Source organism: Hyphomicrobiales bacterium, assembly GCA_017642935.1.
In the GTDB taxonomy this organism is placed as follows: Bacteria; Pseudomonadota; Alphaproteobacteria; order Rhizobiales; family MH13; genus MH13.
Genome location: JAEPOK010000002.1, coordinates 1,020,156 through 1,040,313, shown reverse-complemented (window position 1 = coordinate 1,040,313; position 20,158 = coordinate 1,020,156). Strand labels below are relative to the sequence as shown.

Below are 20,158 nucleotides of genomic sequence, written 5' to 3'. Positions count from 1 at the left end.
GCTGGGTTCGAATGGCCGCTTTGCGGTCTCTTCAAGCGCTAAACATAAATGCGCAAATGCCTGAGGCGGACACATCGCGCCCGCCTATTTTGGGGTCTGCGAGTTACAGTCGTATCAACTCGCTGCGCGGATGAAACAGCTTCCAAGAATACCAATACTCATCGGATGTCATCAGCATTTGGAGGTTAGCCTGGATGGGGCCTTGCTTGTGCTTTCCGCGGATGTCCCAGACGGTACCGGTGGCTTGATCACGAAGGTCATTTCCCTCGCCTTGAACAAGACTGATCAACGTTCCATCGACCGTAGCACGAAAGGCATTCACCGCCTTGTCACGCGCTACAAGGATGAGGTCGTTTGCCTCGTTGCTGACCACTCCCTGCTTGAGAACTTCATCCTTCAAGTACACGATTTTCGGCGTGACAGACGGATCCGTGACGCCAATGACGGAAGTTCGCGCAGGGAAGGACTTATCGCGCTTGGCTGCTGATAGGCCTGGGGTTAGGTCGCCGCTGGTCAGCTTTTCCCAAGCACCCGGGATAGGGAGAGCAAAGGGTCGAAAATCATCCTCTGTTACGTGCGGGATTTGCGGCATCTCATCGAGTTCCTTGACCTGCTTCCAGGTGAGGAACTGGAACATCACCATGTCGAGGGTACGCGGATGGAGCGGACCGATGGAGGACTCAAACGTGCCTTGCTGAAAGAACGTTCCGGTCTTGCGATCCGCCAGCACCATATTGCCGTTCTTCATAGCACCTACGTAAAGCGGCCCAATGTCCGTCACGTCGAAGGGAATGACGCCGCGGCAGAGCGCACAGTAGGTCAGAGAGACCAACCGGTCGCCAAACCAGTCGTTAATGATGTGTCCGTGGATGAGGTAATCCAAGGGATAAGCCTTGGTGATGCCATTATGCTCGATGATTGCCATCTGTGCTTCATCTTTGATCGGCAGTGTCAACGGATCGGCCGACATCTTAGGGTAATCCACGGCCGGAAAAGCGACCGACGGGTACAGGTTGTAGATGATGAACACCGCCAGAGCCATCAGCACCAAGGGGCCGATATGGGCAAGCGGAAAGGTGCCAGTTTGGGAAACAGACCAAACCTGCCAGGCAACGGTACATAGGACGATGCCCCAGACAACCGGCTTTCGGATGAGCGAATGATAGTAGACTGCGCTAAGCGGAATGGCGGTGACCAGGATCAGCGGGATAAAAACCAAACTTACAACCAAGGCCGTTAAAGCTAGCAGGTAAAGAATGAGGAGGGTCATGGATGGCGTCCTTTTCGAGACGGGTTGTGTGGCTTAGCCAGCAAGCGCTAGCGCCAGTTTTTCCTGACCGGCATCGGACAGGACCGTGAAACAGTCACCAATGTGCTGGTCACCAACGAACAACTGCGGAACAGAGCCGACCCCGTTTGTTTTGCTCTCCATCTCGGCCTGAAGCTCAGGCGATGCGGCCACGTTTAATTCTTCGTAGGACAGTCCCTTCTCATCGAGGAAGCCTTTGAGTTTTTGGCAAAAGTGACATTGCGGGCGGGTGTAGATGCGGATGTTAGACATGGTTTGCTCCTATTGAGGGTACGAGGTCACACAATTAAAATGACTCCTCGGTCAATAAATGACCGATAGTTCATTGATTGACCGAGGAGTCATCGCGTGTCAAGAAGAGGTGGCAACAAAAGTCTTTGGGAGAGGCACTGAAGCTATGGAAAGCACCGCGAACACGGTAACAAATGCACCGAAAGAGCTATCGCGTTCGCAGCGCCGTCGCCGAGATGACATCGTTCAAGCGGCCCTCAAAGTATTTGAGCGCGACGGCTATGAGGCGGCGAAGATGGCGGATGTGGCCAACGAGGCCGAGGTCGCGAAGGGTACTCTTTATCTCTATTTCGAGACCAAGGCGGCTTTGCTGGAAGGGGTGATCCAAACGGTCATTCTTCCCGCCCTTGAACAGATTGGCGCGGCGGCCAAGACCCACACTGGCAGCGCACAGGCCCTGCTGGAAAGTCAGGTCCGTATCATGGCGGCCCGTCAGGCCTCACCTGAAATGAAAATGTTGATACGGCTGATGATCTCGGCTCCGGAGCAGCATCGCCCCATCATCCAATTCTTCCATGAGCATGTCGTTCAGGAGGGGTTGGATTTGATCCGTTCAACGCTGAAGTCTGGCGCAGAAAGCGGCGAGTTCCGGCCCGAGGCGGCAGACATGGACCCCTTGGTTTTTGTAGGCGCACACGTTTATGCCGCCGTCTGGCATAATCTCTTCGAAGATGAAGGCCCTCTGGATATCGAGAAGCTAGTGAACGACAATTTGGCTCTGGTCATGGGCGGCCTGCTAATGCGCTTGTAAACGTGTGAGGGTCTACAATTAAGTTGCACGGATCTCGGAAATCGGCCGTCTGATTTTTGCTGCGAACGGTCATTTTGTCCGCAAAGCTGCCCTTCTGCGCTGGCAAAACCCCAGTTATCGACATAGCCAGGTCGAACGATAACCTGAGCACAACGCCTGCCCTTATCCCCGCCCCCAAATCCTCCTGCATCATCATTCCACCTTCCGTCATGTTACCTAGGGAAGCTCGGGGTCGTGCCCGGGCCGGTGGAAGGGTGAAGCGCCCATCGTCGCTGTCGGGGTCACGACCCGCGAGCATCATGCTCTGTGCTGCGCCGTTTCGGCTCATGGCAGTTTGCTCTGAGCCTTCGGCTCAACCGTGTAGCATCGAAACTCTACTACCAGACACGGCGATGCTTCACGGCACCCCGCTTCCAACTTGCTTTTCGACAATCGTTCCGTGCCTGCGGAACGACCACTTTTTGTCGTCTGAATTGACTCCGGCCCCATAGTTGTCATGGCCGGACTTGATCCGGCCATCCAGCTTCGGCCGTGTCCGGCTGCCAGAGATCAAACCAATGTGTTGTCGATAAAGCAGTAGCGCCAGCGCTCACCGACCTCATAGGACGTGATAATTGGATGGGTTTCGGTTTCTGCGTGGGCGCGGGCGTGGCGGTTCGGGCTATCATCGCAGCACCCGATCGTGCCGCAGGTCAAACACATGCGCAGGTGCAGCCAGGTCCCGCCGATCTCCTGGCAGGCTTCGCAAACTGCGCCCTGTTTGGCATCATCGCTGGGCCTATCGAGCTTTATCTGGTCGCGATGTTCACAGCGCATGGGCATACTCCTTGTCACGCCACTCTATCGACCAAGCGGGCATTGTCCATTCAAACGACCGAACGCGGCGCGCCCAAACCAAACCCAATTGTCTCCTCACGTAACGCCAACCTCTGCCACAATTGGCCCCTAGCCAGTCACGCCGGGGCGCAAACGCGGATCAAATCCGCGCACGATTTCTAGGCGGCACTCTTCATGGCAACTTCCTTCGTTGATGCTTCCGGACGCTTCATGCGCTCGCCGGGCTTCAAGTTTTTCACGCTTGGCGTGCTCTCTCTGCTGCTGCTCATTCCAGCCTCGCTGATCTGGCTTTTGGTCTCCGAACGCGAAGACAGGGCCCGCGACGTCGCCCGCGAAATCGCCCAAACCTGGGGCGGCTCGCAGCGGCTCATTGGCCCATTCATCACGGTGCCCTACGAGGTGGATGAAACGCGCATCGTCGACAATGAAGAAACCACGATCACAGTGCGCCGCGAGGCCGTTTTTCTACCCGATGATCTCACCATCACCGCCGATGCGACCACCGAGGTGCGATCACGCGGTATCTTCGACGTCACCGTTTACGGCGCCGACATTGCCTTTGAGGGCAGCTTCGCCGAACCCTCAGGCGAGGCGATCACCGGCCAAAATGCCAGGTTCCGCTGGTCTGAGGCGCGGCTGTCGCTGGCCATATCGTCAGTCCGCGCCATCCGCAACGCGGTGACGCTGCAAATGGAAGGCGAGCCCCGCCCCTTCGAGCCCAGTCTCGGCATCGATGGGCCGCCGCCCAACCAAGCGGACTATGCCGGTCCACGGTCCGTTCAAAGCAACGCTCTGACGGGCATTCACGTGCCAAACCTCTTTCTGGTCAACCCGCGCGGCTTTCAGTTTCGCATCGATCTGGCACTCAATGGCTCGGACTCGCTGTTCATCACCCCGACGGCGCGCGACACGACAGCTTCTATTGTCAGCAACTGGCCACACCCATCCTTCACCGGCGCGGCTCTTCCCGAAGCCTCGACCATCCGGGAGGATGTGGGCTTTTCCGCTCAGTGGCAGGTGCCGCATCTGGCCCGCGCCGTGCCGCTTGCTTTCACGCTTGGCAGCAACGCCTATCTCAGCCAGCTCAACCAAGATGCCTTTGGCGTACGCTTCTTCCAGCCGGTGGATTATTACGCCCTCGTCGACCGCGCATTGAAATATGCGATCCTTTTCATCGGCGTCGTCTTTCTTTCCGTTTTCGTGATCGAGGTGCGCACCGGCAAACGTGTGCACGTGGTGCAATATGTTTTTGTCGGCCTGGCTTTGGTGCTGTTCTACATTTTGCTGCTCTCGCTCGCCGAGCATCTGGGCTTCCTGATCGCCTATGTGCTCGCCGGAACGGCCACCGCTCTGCTGATCGGCACCTATTGCGCACGCTCGCTGGAAAGCGCCAAATATGGAGCGCTGGTTGTTGCTCTGATCGCCTCGATCTTCGGCGTGCTCTACCTCTTCCTCCGGCTCGAAGATTACGCCCTGCTTGCAGGATCTCTCTTCGCTTTCGGTGTTTTGGCAGTGACCATGTTCACCACCCAGAAAATTGACTGGTCCGGTCGCGCTCCGAAGGATCAACCGCCGCACCTACCTGACGAACCGCTAACGCAGCCGTGATGCATTGCGATTGGCGCGGTGGGAGCAAAGCGACCATATAGGCCGCATCGAACAAACCGATGGAGACCATCATGGCCCACTTCTCCCGCCGCACCGCCCTCGCCCTGGGCTCAGCTGCTCTGGCTGCCCTGGGCGCCCTTGCCTTGGCCACCGGCGCACACAGCCAGTCGTCCACCACCGAACAGCCCGTCAGTGCTGCCGGTGAAACACAAACCGCCATCTTCGCCGGCGGCTGTTTCTGGTGTGTTGAAAAGGATTTTGATCACGTTGAAGGCGTGCTCCAGACCGTGTCGGGTTACATCGGTGGGCGATTGCCCAACCCGACCTATCAAACCCATGTCGGCGCAGGCGACCGTGAAGCCGTCGAGATCACCTACGATCCATCTGTAGTGACCTATGAGGAACTGACCCACAGTTTTTTCCGCACGGTCGATCCACTCGATGGCGGCGGTCAATTCTGCGACCGGGGTCACTCCTATTCGACCGCCATCTACGTTTTGGACGAGGACCAGCGCGCGATCGCTGAAGCCGCTGCCGCTGCCGCCTCAGAAGCGCTTGGAGAGGCCGTCGCAACCGAGATCGTCGATGCACCACGCTTCTGGCCGGCCGAGGAGTACCATCAGAACTATTATCAGAAGAACCCGCTGCGCTATCAGTTCTACCGCGCCTCTTGCCGCCGCGACCGCACAGTCGAAGCGCGGTGGGGTGAAGACGCCTATGCTGGCGTCGATCACTGATCCAGATAGGCTGCGCGTTAGGCATGCTTTGGCCTCTTGCTTGCACCGCGCGGCGGCCCGTGAGACGGTAATGGCATGGCCACGACGACACCAAAAAAAGATAAGCCGATCCGGCTGATCACTGCGACACATGCTGACGGCACCCATGTGCCGGCCGACCAGGTTTGCGTCAGTGTCAGTGCCGACGGTGTCGTGTCCATCGCCATTCCCGACGGCGATATACCGCTGCATCCGCGTGCCGTGGCCCTGGTGGCGGCGGCCATGCAGTTGGAGGATGAATCCACTGTGGCTTCCCTTGTCGGCACCTTGCAGGACTGAGCAGAAACCGGTATCGGTCGTGTCATACTTTTGTTGAGATTGGGACCTACGACCCGCTCATCAAAGGCGTCCAGCGCGGCAAGATTCGGTCAACCGATTCGGGGCAGAAGACCCCAATCAACCGCGCTTATCGTGACGCAACCACCGGGAGCACAGAAGGCGGAATATGTTTGATCGCAGTGTTTTGTTTGTCGGCGCTGAAGGCGTTGGTTTGGGCATGTTGGCAGAAGCGTTGGCGCTTGATTGCGCGCGCAATGCTGCTGGCCCGATGCCGCTGCGCGTCTATTCGGCAACGACCAGCGATGCAGCCAATTCCGACCCTGTGATGCTGCGCGCCATGCAGCGGCTGAAGCTCGACACATCCGGCCTGTCTTTGAAACCATTGGCGCTCTATGCGTTTGCCGGTGCCCCGCGCATCGACCATGTCGTACTCCTGGGTGCCAAACTGCCGACCGCCACCAAACTCGCCCTCGGCGAAGGTGTTGATGTGCGCCACTGGGACATCACGCCACCGACAGCTACTGATAACAGCGATGCCCCCGGCACGCGCTATCTGGACTTTTTGCGTCTTGCCGAAGAGCTGGGCGGCCCGGTCAAGGACTTGGTGGCTGAACTGACGGCGATGGACGCCGTTGCCGACAATCCTTTCGCCAACTCTGCCTAGACATCCTGCTGACGCGCTGCGGATGCGAATTGCCCGGGCGTCTGTAACGCTTGGTCAGATGGCGTGTTGTGCATTGTTTAAGCCGATGGCTATAAAGCGCCTGTTGGGCTCGACCCGAGCCCCGACACATTGCTGCAATGGCAGAGGATTGGCCCCAATGGTATTTTCAGCGCGCGCAAAGGCGGCGACGCCCTCAGCCAAACCCGCGCTTACACCCCTAATGTTCACATGCGCGTCAGCCTTGCTGCTCGCCGGCTGCATGAGCGGTGGCAATCAGCTGCGTCCGCTTCCACCGGTGCCAACGACGACCGTCACCGCCAATAGCCTGCCGCAACCGATAACATTCGGCCAAGAACCGACGATTGAAAGCCAGTCGCTTGAGGATGTTGCCGGGACCGACCCCAACGCACCTTTTGATCCCAACGCGCCCTTGGATCCCAATGCCCCCTTGGATGCAGCTGGTTTGGCAAGCGCCCCGCTTCCCGAGCCACCGGGCGGCGCCTCAGAGGTAAGCGAAGACGATCTTATCGGCGCTTGGTCCGCGGCAACGCCCGTAGCCACCTGCTCGATCAACCTTTCGCTGACCACCTGGCAGGGCGGCTATCGCGCCTCGACCCGCAACTGTGGCGATGTGCAATTGAGCGGCCTGACCGCCTGGTCGATCGAAGGTCAGCAGGTGCTGCTGCGCGATACCGAAGGCGCGCCCATCGGCCGCCTGTTCCGCACTGGCCCGACCCGCTACGCCGGTCAACTTGATACCGGCGGCGCTCTGACCCTGTTCCGCTAGGCGCGCGACCTTGGCTTCCAACCGCCTGTCCGATCCCAAACCAGCCGCCCCGCTGCTTCCGGCGCATTTGCAGGTCATCGAGCGTTACCAGGCGTTGATCCAGGCCAAGGAACTCAGCGACGATCCTGTTCAACGGCGCGCCGCCGCCGCGCTTGATCAACTCAATGCCGAACTGGCCGAGCTGCGCCTGGCGCGCAAATCCAGCGCGCTGGGCTGGCTGTTTGCCAAGCGCAAGGCGGCCGCCCCGCCCATCAAAGGCCTTTATCTTTGGGGCGGCGTCGGGCGTGGCAAGACCATGCTGATGGATCTCTTTTTCGATGTCGCCGCCATCAAACGCAAACGCCGCTCGCACTTCCACACCTTCATGGCCGATGTGCACGACCGCATCCACGCCCACAGGCAGGCGCTGAAGGCCGGCACCACGAAGCAGGACGACCCTATTCCGCCCGTGGCCCAGGCCATTGCAAACGAATCCATGCTCATCTGTTTCGACGAGTTTCACGTCGTCGATATAGCCGACGCCATGATCCTCGGCCGTCTGTTTACCCAACTGTTTCAACGCGGCGTCGTTCTGGTTGCCACGTCCAACGTTATCCCCTCCGAACTCTACAAGGACGGTCTCAACCGCGCCCTGTTCATGCCATTCGTCGAGATGCTGCATCGCCATGTCGATATCTTCGAACTGGATGCTGACAAGGACTATCGCATCGACAAGCTGGGTGCCGCGCCGACCTGGTACAATCCGCTTGGCCCGGTTTCCGATCATGCGATGGATGACGCCTGGGGCCGTCTTACCAATCACCATGAAGGCGAGGCCTATGCGATTAAAGTCAAAGGCCGTGAAGTGGCGGTCCCGCATCAGGCCCATGGCGTGGCGCGCTTCACCTTCGACCAATTGTGCGCTCAGCCACTCGGCGCCGAGGATTACTTGGCGCTTTGTCACCACTTCCACACGCTGATGATCGACGGCATTCCCCGCATGGGTGTCGACAAGCGCAACGAGGCCAAACGCTTCATCACGTTGATCGATGCCATGTACGACACACGCACCAAATTGATCGCCTCGGCCGATGGCGAACCCCATGAGCTCTACTCGGCGCCGAACGGAAATGAAGCCTTCGCCTTTGATCGGACCGCATCCCGGCTCATCGACATGCGCTCAGAGGACTATCTGCGGGCTCAGCGGCGCGCCATGGCGGCCTAACGCACCCTCTCTCAAAGCCCAATCGAACACACTTCGACCTTACCTTAACGTAAGCTATTGAGAAGTCAGCGATCTTATGCGTTTGCCCAACTTGCCTTGGGCGAACCTTGGGTATACGACCCAAACGACGGCAACGAGGCTCCTTACCTTAACGTCACCTGTGTTCTATCGGCGCGAAATCGGCGCCTGACGCGGCGCTTCCGCAATCGGTTTGAAGCGTGAAGCGTCCTAACGGGACGAGCGTCCCAGGGGGAATGAATGGCTCGTAAGAAACTTGCAATGATCGGTTCCGGCCAGATTGGCGGAACGCTGGCCCATTTGGCAGGCCTGAAAGAACTTGGCGACATCGTGATGTTCGACATCGCCGATGGTATCCCCCAGGGCAAATCATTGGACATTGCAGAGAGCTCACCGGTCGATGGTTTTGATTCCAAGCTGTCCGGCACAACGGGTTATGAAGCGATCGAAGGCGCTGACGTGTGCATCGTCACAGCTGGCGTTCCGCGCAAACCCGGCATGAGCCGCGATGATCTGCTGGGCATCAATCTGAAGGTCATGCAGCAGGTGGGCGCGGGCATCGCCAAATACGCCCCGAACGCATTTGTCATCTGCATCACCAACCCGCTGGACGCCATGGTGTGGGCGCTGCAGAAGTTCTCTGGTTTACCGCGCAACAAGGTGTGCGGCATGGCCGGTGTTCTGGACTCCGCGCGCTTCCGCTATTTCATCGCTGAGGAACTGAACGTGTCGGTCGAAGATGTCACCGCGTTCGTGCTCGGCGGCCACGGCGACACGATGGTACCGCTCACCCGCTATTCCTCCGTTGGCGGCATCAGCTTGGATGACGTTGTTTCCATGGGCTGGATGAGCCAGGACAAGCTCGATCAGATCGTGCAGCGCACCCGTGATGGTGGCGCCGAAATCGTTGGCCTTCTGAAAACCGGCTCGGCCTTCTACGCGCCGGCAGCCTCCGCGATCATGATGGCCGAAAGCTATCTGAAAGACAAAAAGCGCGTTCTGCCCTGCGCCGCCGCGCTGAAAGGCGAGTATGGCTTGGACGACATGTATGTCGGCGTGCCGACCATCATCGGCGAGAACGGCGTGGAGAAGGTCATTGAGATCGATCTCGACATCGCCGAGCGCGAGGAGTTCGACAAATCGGTGAACTCCGTAAAGAGCTTGATGGACGCCTGCAAATCCATCGACGCCTCGCTGGTCTAACTCCAGCCCGCCACGGCCTTAAAGGACGGCTCGCATGCCATCGCCTCTCCCTGCGCAGCGCAGATCAGTCCCAGCGCCAGCGGCTTGCGCCCTGGCGTTGGGAGTAATGCTGTTCGCAGGCAATGGAGCGGCGCTGGCGCAAAAGGGGCCATCCACGCAATCGCCCGCACCGGCAGAATCGCCGACAGAAACCCCGGTTCTTGTCGATGAGAATGCCATCTCGTTCGCCGAAGGTTTGCAGCCGATGATCGAACGGTTGCATGCGCAGGAAGATCTCAGCGACGCCGATCGCTTCACCCTCGCAGGTGCGCAGTTCCTGCGCGGCGTCGAACTGGCGCTGCAAACGCGGTATCGCCTGGGCGTGACCGACGGTCTGGACCTTTTGCCCGTGCTGCGTCTGGAGCTTCCGACCAATCCAGCGCCGGAACCATTTTCCGGTGCCTTCATTGAAACGATCTTCGCCGACCTTGATTCACAGATGGTCGCTGCGCGCGAAACGCTCGGCCGGATTGACGATGGGGCAGAGTTCACCGCCACCATCGATCTTTCCAGTGTCTGGATGGACGCAAACGCCGATGGCGTACGCCAGGACGCTGAACAATTGCTCGCAATTGGCGCTGTGGCGATTGGCGGACGTGGAGCGCTCGCTGGGGTCAACGATAGTCCTGGCGCCTTGGTGATCGACTTCGACCAATCCGATGCCGCCTGGCTCGCCGCCTACACCCACCTACTGTCCACCACCAGCGACATGGTTCTGGCGTTTGCGCCCGCCGCGACAATCGACGAGGTTTTGGGCGCCGGGGCGCAACTCGACGCCTGGAGCCGCCGAAACAACCCTGGCTTCACCGGGGACGATGCGCTTTGGGTGGATCTTGCCGCCACCGTCATCCGCGTGCTCGAGCAACAACCCGACGCGGAGCGCACGCAAAGTGCACGTCTTCATATGCTGGCGATGGTCGAGGAAAACCGAACCTTTTGGCAGCGCGTCGGGGCGGAAACCGATCAAACGCGCGAATGGATACCCAACGACGGTCAAACCTCAGGTCTCGGCATCGACTTTCCAGGCGGCACAGGTCCTGCCTGGCTGGCCGTTCTCGATGATCTGGAAGCGCTGCTTGAAGGGGAGCTTCTCGCCCCCCACTGGCGGCTCGGCACACGAGGCGGAACACACGGCATCAATATCCGCACCATGCTCGACGCGCCGCAATCCTATAACCTGCTCGGCATCATCCAGGGCGCCGGCATTCTCTACGCCGTCGAAGAAGGCACCCTCATCAGCGACGCCAATTGGCGCAGCTTCGAAACCCTTGTTGGCCGCGGGCGCGGCTTCTTCCCCTTTCTTCTGAACTAACCCAACTGATACGCATCCAACCTAGGATATGACATGAACATCCATGAATATCAGGCCAAGGCCCTGCTGAAGAGTTTTGGCGCTCCGGTCGCCGATGGCGTCCCGCTGCTTGATGCCGCCGACGCGCCTGCCGCCGCCGACAAGCTGGGCGGCCCGGTCTGGGTTGTGAAAAGCCAAATCCATGCCGGCGGTCGCGGCAAGGGCAAATTCAAAGAGCTCGGCCCGGACGCCAAAGGTGGCGTGCGCCTGGCCTTCTCCAAGGATGAAGTGCTCTCCCATGTTGGAGAGATGCTCGGCAACACGCTGGTCACCAAACAGACCGGCGAGGCGGGCAAACAGGTCAATCGTCTCTATTTGGAAGATGGCGCCGACATCGACCGCGAACTCTACTGCTCGATCCTGGTGAACCGTGAAACCGGCAAGGTCTCCTTTGTTGCCTCCACCGAAGGCGGCATGGACATTGAAGCGGTGGCCGAAGAGACCCCGGACAAGATCCACACCATCGACGTGGACGTGGATGCTGGTGTCGATGATGCGACGGCGGCCAAGCTAAACGCGGCCTTCGAGCTCGATGGTGCAGCAGCCGAAGACGGCAAGTCGCTGTTCCCGATCCTCTACAAGGCCTTCACCGAGAAGGACATGAGCCTGCTTGAGATCAATCCGCTGATCGTCATGAAAGACGGGCATTTGCGGGTGCTCGATGCCAAGGTCTCCTTCGACGGTAATGCCCTCTTCCGCCACCCCGATGTGATGGAGCTGCGCGACAAGACCGAGGAAGACGAGAAGGAAATCGAAGCCTCGAAATATGACCTCGCCTATGTCGCGCTGGATGGCGATATCGGCTGCATGGTCAATGGCGCAGGCCTTGCCATGGCAACCATGGACATCATCAAGCTTTACGGCAAAGAGCCTGCCAACTTCCTTGATGTTGGGGGCGGCGCGACCACCGAAAAGGTTACGGCAGCCTTCAAGATCATCACGGCTGATCCCAATGTGAAGGGCATTCTGGTGAACATTTTCGGCGGCATCATGCGCTGCGATGTGATCGCCGAGGGCGTGGTGCAGGCGGTCAAAGATGTCGGCCTGCAAGTGCCGCTGGTTGTGCGCTTGGAAGGTACCAAGGTTGAGGAAGGCAAGGCCATCATCAACTCTTCCGGGCTCAACGTCATCGCCGCCGATGATCTCGACGACGCCGCCCAGAAAATCGTCAAGGCCGTTGGCTAAGGCCTGAGAAGAGCAAAACGCAGTGCTTCAGAACCTTCTCCCCTTTGTACCATACCCGTTTGTCGGAAGCGATGAAGCTTGCGACCTGTGCGGCAGTGCGGAAAAGGTTTTGATTTGCTCGACTGACAGGCGCTTGAAGCCGTTGAACACGGTTGCTTGCGTCGAATGTGGTTTGATGCGAACCGACCCAATGCCCACAGATGATGAACTGAACGCGTACTACTCGTCCGGGTATCGCAAGGACTATCAGTTCGCAGGGTCAAGACCGCCCAGAGCCCACATTGCCAACTCGATGCGGATCGCAGAGGCCCGAATGGCGGAGCTGGAACCTTGGATTAGGCCGGGAGCAAGGCTGCTCGATTTTGGCTGTGGAAGCGGGGAGTTTGCCTATCTGGCCCAGGAGGCGGGCTGCAGTGTCACCGCATTTGATCCCGGCAGTGATTACCTGGATTTTGCCAAGCAGGAGTACGGCGTGGATGCGTTTTCCTCGCGTTGGGAAGATGCTGACCTCGAAGCTGGATCATTTGATATCATCACCTGCTTTCACGTTGTCGAACATCTTCGCAAGCCCGTCGAAGCGATTTCTCAAATGGCGAAATGGCTAGACGATGAAGGCGTCGTGCACATCGCCGTGCCGGATATGCGACCCAACCACAAACCATCCTTCGACCGATTTCATTTCGCCCATGTGCACGGGTTCATCGGCGAGACACTGGAGGCAGCGGCGCTTAAGGCCGGTCTTGCGCCAGTTGAAAACCATCTAGTCACGACAAGTGGCCTATTCGCGAAACCCGCTAGCAGCCACGCAACACTTGATGATCTTCCGATTCGCAATCGCCAACGGGCGCAGTATCTGGTCGAAAGCTACCCAGACAATTCCCCTGCGGCCTTTGTCTTCAGCGGCAAATGGGCCGTTCAGGCAAGCCATCGTTTCGCGCGATGGCGACGTGATTTTTTCTCGCCAACGAAGCATTAGACTCGACGCAACTTCTCCCAACCCTCGGAGCGTTCCTTTTCATGTCCATCATTGTCGACAAGAACACCAAGATCATCGTGCAGGGCCTGACCGGCAAGACCGGTACCTTCCACACCGAACAGGCGTTGGCCTATCACGGCACGCAGATGGTCGCTGGCATCCACCCCAAAAAGGGCGGTACCCACTGGACGGCTGGTGAGGGCGCTGGCCCGGTTGCTGGCAAAGAGCTGCCGATCTACGCCACGGTCGCTGAAGCCAAGGAAGCCACCGGCGCCAATGCCTCGGTTGTTTACGTTCCGCCGGCGGGCGCCGCGGCAGCGATCATCGAAGCCATTGACGCCGAGATCCCCTTCATCACCTGCATCACCGAGGGCATCCCGGTGCTCGATATGGTGAAGGTGAAGGCGCGGCTTGAAAAATCCAACTCACGTCTGCTTGGGCCAAACTGCCCGGGCATCATGACGCCGGATGAGTGCAAGATCGGCATCATGCCGGGATCCATCTTCAAGAAAGGCAATGTCGGCATCGTCTCGCGTTCCGGAACGCTGACCTATGAGGCGGTGTTCCAGACAACCAATGAGGGTCTTGGTCAGTCGACGGCTGTCGGTATTGGCGGCGACCCGGTGAAGGGCACCGAGTTCATCGACGTGCTCGAAATGTTCCATGGCGATGATGAAACCACCTCCATCATCATGATCGGAGAGATCGGCGGCTCGGCAGAAGAAGACGCCGCGCAGTTCTTGGCGGACGAAAAGAAGAAGGGCCGTTGGAAGCCGACTGTTGGCTTCATCGCCGGGCGCACGGCACCTCCAGGGCGGACCATGGGCCATGCCGGAGCGGTGATTTCCGGCGGCAAGGGCGGTGCGGAAGACAAAATCGCCGCTATGGAAGAAGTGGGCATTGCCGTTTCGCCGTCACCGGCCCAACTTGGCAAGACTTTGGTCAAGATTCTCAACGGATAGTGAAAACGGTTTCGTTCATTCCTATCTGGGCTGAACGAACCGACAATCAGGCCGCGTGACAGGCATGCGGCCGACATAGGGAGCACGGGGACACCCCCCGCGAAATGAGCCGATGGCACGGCAGGATGCGAACGCGGCTTTCGCCGCCACGTCATTCCTTTATGGCGGCAACGCCGCTTATCTGGATCAGCTTTACGCCGATTACCAGAAAGACCCTTCCCAATTCGGCGCAGAATGGGCCGCGTTCTTCGCCGAGCTAGGCGATGAGGCGGGCGATGTCGCCGACAATGCGCGCGGCGCCTCGTGGAAACGCTCAGACTGGCCAATTGCCGGCAATGGCGAACTGGTCTCCGCACTCGACAGCCATTGGGGCGTGGACGAGAAGGCCGCCGCTAAAGCCGTTGGCGAGAAGCTGAAAGCCAATGCCCAAGTTGCAGGCGTTGAGGTCTCCGCCGAACAGGTGCAGCAGGCAACGCGGGACTCGGTTCGCGCAATCATGATGATCCGCGCCTATCGCATGCGCGGTCACCTGGCCGCCGACCTTGATCCGTTGGAGCTCAAAGAGCCCGAAGATCATCCTGAGCTTGACCCGCGCAGCTATGGCTGGACGGAAGACGATTTCAGCCGCAAGATTTTCCTCGACAAGGTGCTGGGTCTTGATTTCGCGACCATCCCCGAGATGCTCGAAATCTTGAAACGCACCTATTGCTCCACACTCGGCGTGGAGTTCATGCACATCTCCGATGGCGAAGAAAAAAGCTGGATCCAGCAGCGCATCGAGGGCCCGGACAAGGGCATTGCATTCACCGAGAACGGCAAGAAAGCGATCCTCAACAAGTTGATCGAGGCCGAAGGCTTTGAGAAGTTCCTCGACGTCAAATACACCGGCACCAAGCGCTTCGGCCTGGATGGCGGCGAGTCGCTGGTTCCCGCGCTGGAGCAGATCATCAAGCGCGGCGGTCAGCTTGGCGTTGAAGATATTGTGCTGGGCATGGCCCACCGCGGACGCCTCAATGTGCTCTCCCAGGTCATGGAAAAACCGCACCGGGCCATCTTCCACGAGTTCAAGGGCGGCTCGTATGCGCCTGACGATGTGGAAGGCTCCGGCGATGTGAAATACCACCTCGGCGCTTCGTCCGATCGCGAGTTCGACGGCAACAATGTTCACCTGTCGCTGACCGCCAACCCCTCGCACCTTGAAATCGTCAATCCGGTAGTGCTCGGCAAAGTGCGCGCCAAACAAGACCAAGTGGGCGAATTCGACGAGCAAACCGAAGTCGTGCCGCTCGACGAGCGCGCCAAGGTTTTACCGCTGCTGCTGCATGGCGATGCGGCCTTTGCTGGCCAGGGCGTGGTGGCAGAGTGTTTTGGCCTGTCAGGCCTGCGCGGTCATCGCACGGCCGGCTCGATCCACTTCATCATTAACAACCAGATTGGCTTCACCACCAATCCACGGTTCTCGCGGTCCTCGCCCTACCCCTCGGACGTCGCCAAGATGGTCGAGGCACCGGTGTTCCATTGCAATGGCGATGATCCGGAATCGGTCGTCTACGCCGCCAAGATCGCCATCGAGTTTCGGCAGAAATTCCACAAGCCGGTCGTGATCGACATGATCTGCTACCGCCGCTACGGCCACAATGAAGGCGATGAGCCGGCGTTCACGCAGCCGCTCATGTACAAGAAAATCCGCTCGCACCCGACGACCCTGACGCTCTATGCCGAGAAGCTCGTCAAAGAGGGCGTGGTCACCGAGGCTGATCTTGAGGCGATGCGCGGCGCATACCGGGCTGACCTCGACAAAGAGTTCGAGATTGGCCAGGCCTATAAACCCAACAAAGCCGACTGGTTGGATGGCAAATGGGCTGGTCTTTCGCAGGCCAAGGTCGATGACGACCCGCGCAAGGGCAAGACCGGCGTTGACATGGATGTCCTCAAAGACATTGGCGCGAAACTGACAAGCGTGCCGGAGGGTTTTGAGGCCCACCGCACGATCAAACGCTTTCTGGCCAACCGCAAAGCGATGATCGATTCCGGCGAAGGCATCGACTGGGCAACCGGCGAAGCGCTGGCCTTTGGCTCTCTGGCAGTGGAAGGCCATCCGATCCGCCTGTCCGGTCAGGATTGCGAGCGCGGCACGTTCTCGCAGCGCCACTCGGTGCTTTACGATCAGCGCGATGAGAAACGCTTCATACCGTTGAACAGTCTCGAAGACGGTCAGGCACGCTACGAGGTCATCAACTCGATGTTGTCGGAAGAAGCGGTGCTCGGCTTCGAGTACGGCTACTCCATGGCTGAGCCGAACGCGCTCACTCTTTGGGAAGCGCAATTTGGCGACTTTGCCAATGGCGCGCAGGTCCTGTTCGACCAGTTCATTTCCTCTGGCGAGCGCAAATGGCTGCGCATGTCCGGTCTCGTCTGCCTATTGCCGCACGGTTACGAGGGCCAGGGACCGGAACACTCCTCGGCCCGGCTGGAGCGCTTTCTGCAAATGTGCGCTGAGGACAATATGCAGATCGCCAACTGCACGACGCCGGCCAACTATTTCCACATTCTGCGCCGCCAGTTGAAACGTGATTTCCGCAAGCCGCTCATCCTGATGACGCCCAAAAGCCTGCTGCGTAACAAGCGCGCCACCTCGCGCCTTGATGAGATGGGACCGGATTCAACCTTCCACCGCGTACTGTGGGATGACGCAGAGGTTCTGAAGGACGAGCCGATCCAATTGGTGAAGGACGATAAGATCCGTCGCGTCGTTCTGTGTTCGGGCAAGGTCTATTTCGACCTTTACGAAGAACGCGAAAAACGTGGCGTCAACGATGTCCAGCTCCTGCGCGTCGAGCAGCTCTATCCGTTCCCGGCCCGCGCGCTGATTACCGAGCTGTCGCGCTTCAAGCAGGCGGAAGTGGTTTGGTGTCAGGAAGAGCCGAAAAACATGGGCTCGTGGACCTTTATCGAACCCAACATCGAGTGGGTGCTGAACAAGATCGACGCCAAGCACACCCGTCCGCGTTATGCCGGTCGTTCGGCAGCCGCGGCCACGGCAACCGGCTTGATGTCCAAACACCAGGCGCAGCTCAAAGCCTTCCTCGACGAAGCCTTGGGCGAGTAATTCTATCTCCGGCGTCAAGCCGGGCAATCGCGCCGGATGTGACCGGCTGCATGGAGACCGAAAATGGCGAGTGAAATCCGCGTTCCGACCCTGGGTGAGTCCGTCACCGAAGCCACCGTGGCCAGTTGGTACAAAAAATCTGGCGATGCGGTGAACGCCGATGAACCTTTGGTGGAACTGGAGACCGACAAGGTGACCGTTGAGGTCCCTGCCCCGGCCTCCGGTGCACTCGGTGAAATCCTGGTGAAAGAAGGCGAAACCGTCGAAGTGGGAACGCTGCTCGGCATGCTGGAGGCCGGTGACGGGGCAGCTCCTGCACCTGCCGCCAAAATGGAAGCCGCTCCGGCTGCGGCGGCACCGGCTGCCTCCAGCGGCAAACTGGTCGACGTGATCACGCCGAGCGCCGGTGAATCCGTCACTGAGGCCGAGGTTGGCGAAATCTCGGTCAAAGTCGGCGATTCAGTAAAAGCCGATGATGTGCTGCTGGAATTGGAAACCGACAAGGCAGCTCAGGAAATTCCGGCGCCCGTCTCCGGCACGATTGCCGAGATCGCGGTGAAGACGGGCGACATCGTCGAGCCAGGCAACCTTTTGTTGAAGATCGAAGAAGGTGCCGCCGGATCGAGCGCGAAAAGCGCCGATGCCATCAGTCCGGCGATCCCGAATGAGGCGCCACAGCCCGATACCGCCGTGCCGCCCTCCGTCACCGAAATGCCGCCCTCGCCGTCGGCCAGCCGCATGATGGCCGAGACCGGCGTCAGCGTGGCGGCGGGCACCGGCAAGCGCGGTCAGGTTCTCAAGGGCGATGTCATCAACGCTATCAACTCCGGTCAGACCGCTGCGCCGGCGGCGTCCGCCCCAGCCAGCGCCCGCGCGCCCTCCAGCGCTGATGACGAAGCGCGCGAAGATCGCGTGCGCATGACCCGTCTGCGCCAGACCATCGCCCGCCGCCTGAAAGACGCGCAAAACACAGCCGCCATGCTCACCACCTACAACGAGGTGGACATGGGCCCGGTGATGGACATCCGCAAACAGTACAAGGAACTGTTTGAGAAAAAGCATGGCGTGAAGCTTGGCTTCATGGGCTTTTTCACCAAGGCGGTCTGCCACGCGCTGAAGGAAATCCCGGCGGTGAACGCTGAGATCGATGGCACCGACATCATCTACAAAAACTTCGCGCATATCGGCGTGGCTGTCGGCACCGACAAGGGCTTGGTTGTCCCCGTGGTTCGCGATGCCGACCAGATGTCGATTGCCGAGATCGAAAAAGAAATCGGTCGCCTAGGTCTGGCCGCGCGCGACGGCAAACTCGGCATGGATGCCATGCAGGGCGGCACGTTCACCATCTCCAATGGCGGCGTTTACGGCTCGCTGATGTCCTCACCAATCTTGAACGCACCGCAATCGGGCATTCTGGGCATGCACAAAATCCAAGAGCGTCCCATGGCGGTGAATGGCCAGGTCGTGATCCGTCCGATGATGTATCTGGCGCTCTCCTACGATCACCGCATCGTCGATGGCAAAGAGGCGGTCACCTTCCTGGTGCGCGTGAAAGAAAGCCTGGAAGACGTGCAGCGCCTGGTGCTCGACCTTTAAGGAGGCCTGACGATGCGCACAGCTTTTGCAGCCATTGCAGCGATCGGATTGGCGCTTGCCTATCTGATGACGTCTCCATCTGTTTCCTTGGCGCAGAAGTCCGACCGCGCATCGATCCACGATGAGGAGTATGCCAACCTTCTGGAAGACTTCATCTCAGTGCTGCCCAACAGCTTTGATGTGGTTGGCACCAACACCGATGGCAGCACCTATCGCGGCACCGCATATTTGAGCTTCGATCCCCAAAGCGGCGATCTGTCCGTCGACTGGCAAATTGCCGGTCAGCGGTTCTCGGGGCGCGGCCCATTGATCGGCGGCGAGTTCATTGTCGATTGGGGGCAATCAAGCCCTGTCATTTACACGGTTCAGCGCAATGGCGACCTGTTTGGCACTTGGGCCAACGGCGAAGCCTCCGAAACACTGACCTTCGCCCCCTAGGACGGCAAAACGCATGTCTTCAGCACCATCCGAGGTCGCGGTGATTACCGGCGGCAGCCGGGGGATCGGCGCAGCGACAGCGCGCCTGTTGGCGGCACGCGGCTTTACGATTGTGCTGAGCTATCAGTCGAATAAAGAGGCCGCCGATCAGGTCGTTGACCAGATCACCAGGGGCGGTGGGCAAGCTCGCGCCGTGCAGGCGGATGTGGCAAGCGAGGATGACACACTGCGTCTCTTTGCACTGGTGGATCAAATCGGCGACAAGCTCACAGTGCTGATCAACAACGCCGGAATAGTGGGCAGCCCCACCACCATAGCTGACATCAGCTTCGACCGTCTGGAGCGTATGATGCGCACCAACGTCATCGGCAGCATCATCTGCGCCCGCGAAGCGGTGAACCGCATGGCATTGAGCAAAGGCGGTGTTGGAGGCTCTATCATTAACCTGTCCTCCGCAGCCGCACGGCTTGGTTCGCCGAACCAATATGTCGACTATGCCGCGAGCAAAGGCGCGATCGATAGCTTCACCAAAGGCCTGGCGCTCGAAGTCGCCGATGATGGCATCCGGGTGAATGCTGTCAGTCCGGGCATCATCGAGACGGAGATCCATGCCTCAGGTGGTTTGCCTGATCGGGCAAAGGATTTGGCACCAACGGTGCCAATGAAACGCAGTGGAACAGCCGAGGAAGTTGCCCAGGCCATTGGGTTTCTGGTTTCTTCGGATTCATCATACACCACCGGCATAATTCTTGATGTGACCGGCGGCCGGTAAAGC

The 20,158-nt window shown here is 59.3% G+C and carries 19 protein-coding genes; 16 read left to right on the top strand and 3 right to left on the bottom strand.

Annotated elements, in window-relative coordinates:
* Positions 1 to 103: 103 nt before the first annotated feature.
* Both JJ917_14455 and JJ917_14450 read right to left on the bottom strand, forming a co-directional pair.
* Positions 104 to 1,270 (bottom strand): DUF3179 domain-containing protein, encoded by a 1,167-nt coding sequence (locus JJ917_14455; GenBank protein MBO6700025.1) that lies wholly within the window; start codon positions 1,268 to 1,270, stop codon positions 104 to 106.
* Positions 1,271 to 1,303: 33 nt separating this feature from the next.
* Complete coding sequence (locus JJ917_14450; GenBank protein MBO6700024.1) at positions 1,304 to 1,561, bottom strand: glutathione S-transferase N-terminal domain-containing protein; 258 nt, start codon at positions 1,559 to 1,561, stop codon at positions 1,304 to 1,306.
* 58 nt (positions 1,562 to 1,619) lie between these two features.
* Between JJ917_14450 and JJ917_14445 the strand changes: the two genes are divergently transcribed.
* Entirely contained in the window at positions 1,620 to 2,351 is a 732-nt protein-coding gene (locus JJ917_14445; protein ID MBO6700023.1) for a TetR/AcrR family transcriptional regulator, read from the top strand.
* A 549-nt stretch (positions 2,352 to 2,900) separates the two neighbouring features.
* Here the strand turns inward: JJ917_14445 and JJ917_14440 are convergent.
* Positions 2,901 to 3,167, bottom strand: a complete 267-nt coding sequence (locus tag JJ917_14440) for a UBP-type zinc finger domain-containing protein (protein MBO6700022.1) — start codon at positions 3,165 to 3,167, stop codon at positions 2,901 to 2,903.
* A 195-nt stretch (positions 3,168 to 3,362) separates the two neighbouring features.
* Here JJ917_14440 and creD point away from each other — a divergent pair, with 195 nt between their 5' ends.
* The 15 genes from creD to JJ917_14365 all read left to right on the top strand — a co-directional run bounded on the left by creD (position 3,363) and on the right by JJ917_14365 (position 20,155).
* Entirely contained in the window at positions 3,363 to 4,796 is a 1,434-nt protein-coding gene (gene creD, locus JJ917_14435) for a cell envelope integrity protein CreD (GenBank protein ID MBO6700021.1), read from the top strand.
* A 71-nt stretch (positions 4,797 to 4,867) separates the two neighbouring features.
* On the top strand, positions 4,868 to 5,533 hold the full coding sequence (msrA, locus tag JJ917_14430; GenBank protein MBO6700020.1) for a peptide-methionine (S)-S-oxide reductase MsrA: 666 nt from the start codon (positions 4,868 to 4,870) through the stop codon (positions 5,531 to 5,533).
* 75 nt (positions 5,534 to 5,608) lie between these two features.
* The gene (locus JJ917_14425; GenBank protein ID MBO6700019.1) at positions 5,609 to 5,851 is read left to right on the top strand and encodes a hypothetical protein; all 243 of its coding nucleotides are present in this window, start codon (positions 5,609 to 5,611) and stop codon (positions 5,849 to 5,851) included.
* 166 nt (positions 5,852 to 6,017) lie between these two features.
* Positions 6,018 to 6,515 (top strand): hypothetical protein, encoded by a 498-nt coding sequence (locus JJ917_14420; protein ID MBO6700018.1) that lies wholly within the window; start codon positions 6,018 to 6,020, stop codon positions 6,513 to 6,515.
* Between the two features lie 157 nt (positions 6,516 to 6,672).
* On the top strand, positions 6,673 to 7,302 hold the full coding sequence (locus tag JJ917_14415) for an AprI/Inh family metalloprotease inhibitor (GenBank protein ID MBO6700017.1): 630 nt from the start codon (positions 6,673 to 6,675) through the stop codon (positions 7,300 to 7,302).
* A gap of 52 nt (positions 7,303 to 7,354) precedes the next feature.
* Entirely contained in the window at positions 7,355 to 8,506 is a 1,152-nt protein-coding gene (locus tag JJ917_14410) for an AFG1 family ATPase (GenBank protein ID MBO6700016.1), read from the top strand.
* A 258-nt stretch (positions 8,507 to 8,764) separates the two neighbouring features.
* A complete protein-coding gene (gene mdh / locus JJ917_14405) occupies positions 8,765 to 9,727 on the top strand; it encodes a malate dehydrogenase (protein MBO6700015.1) in 963 nt (320 codons plus the stop codon).
* A 34-nt stretch (positions 9,728 to 9,761) separates the two neighbouring features.
* Positions 9,762 to 11,078: a hypothetical protein gene (locus JJ917_14400; protein MBO6700014.1), complete on the top strand. Its 1,317-nt coding sequence runs from the start codon at positions 9,762 to 9,764 to the stop codon at positions 11,076 to 11,078.
* 33 nt (positions 11,079 to 11,111) lie between these two features.
* A complete protein-coding gene (gene sucC / locus JJ917_14395; GenBank protein MBO6700013.1) occupies positions 11,112 to 12,302 on the top strand; it encodes an ADP-forming succinate--CoA ligase subunit beta in 1,191 nt (396 codons plus the stop codon).
* A 190-nt stretch (positions 12,303 to 12,492) separates the two neighbouring features.
* The gene (locus tag JJ917_14390; protein MBO6700012.1) at positions 12,493 to 13,278 is read left to right on the top strand and encodes a class I SAM-dependent methyltransferase; all 786 of its coding nucleotides are present in this window, start codon (positions 12,493 to 12,495) and stop codon (positions 13,276 to 13,278) included.
* 41 nt (positions 13,279 to 13,319) lie between these two features.
* A complete protein-coding gene (gene sucD / locus JJ917_14385; protein MBO6700011.1) occupies positions 13,320 to 14,240 on the top strand; it encodes a succinate--CoA ligase subunit alpha in 921 nt (306 codons plus the stop codon).
* Between the two features lie 112 nt (positions 14,241 to 14,352).
* Positions 14,353 to 17,349: a 2-oxoglutarate dehydrogenase E1 component gene (locus JJ917_14380; protein ID MBO6700010.1), complete on the top strand. Its 2,997-nt coding sequence runs from the start codon at positions 14,353 to 14,355 to the stop codon at positions 17,347 to 17,349.
* Between the two features lie 63 nt (positions 17,350 to 17,412).
* Complete coding sequence (gene odhB / locus JJ917_14375) at positions 17,413 to 18,945, top strand: 2-oxoglutarate dehydrogenase complex dihydrolipoyllysine-residue succinyltransferase (GenBank protein MBO6700009.1); 1,533 nt, start codon at positions 17,413 to 17,415, stop codon at positions 18,943 to 18,945.
* 12 nt (positions 18,946 to 18,957) lie between these two features.
* Positions 18,958 to 19,383 carry a hypothetical protein gene (locus JJ917_14370; GenBank protein ID MBO6700008.1) on the top strand — a complete coding sequence of 142 codons (426 nt, stop codon included), beginning with the start codon at positions 18,958 to 18,960 and terminating at the stop codon, positions 19,381 to 19,383.
* A gap of 13 nt (positions 19,384 to 19,396) precedes the next feature.
* Positions 19,397 to 20,155: an SDR family oxidoreductase gene (locus JJ917_14365; protein ID MBO6700007.1), complete on the top strand. Its 759-nt coding sequence runs from the start codon at positions 19,397 to 19,399 to the stop codon at positions 20,153 to 20,155.
* Positions 20,156 to 20,158: the final 3 nt, after the last annotated feature.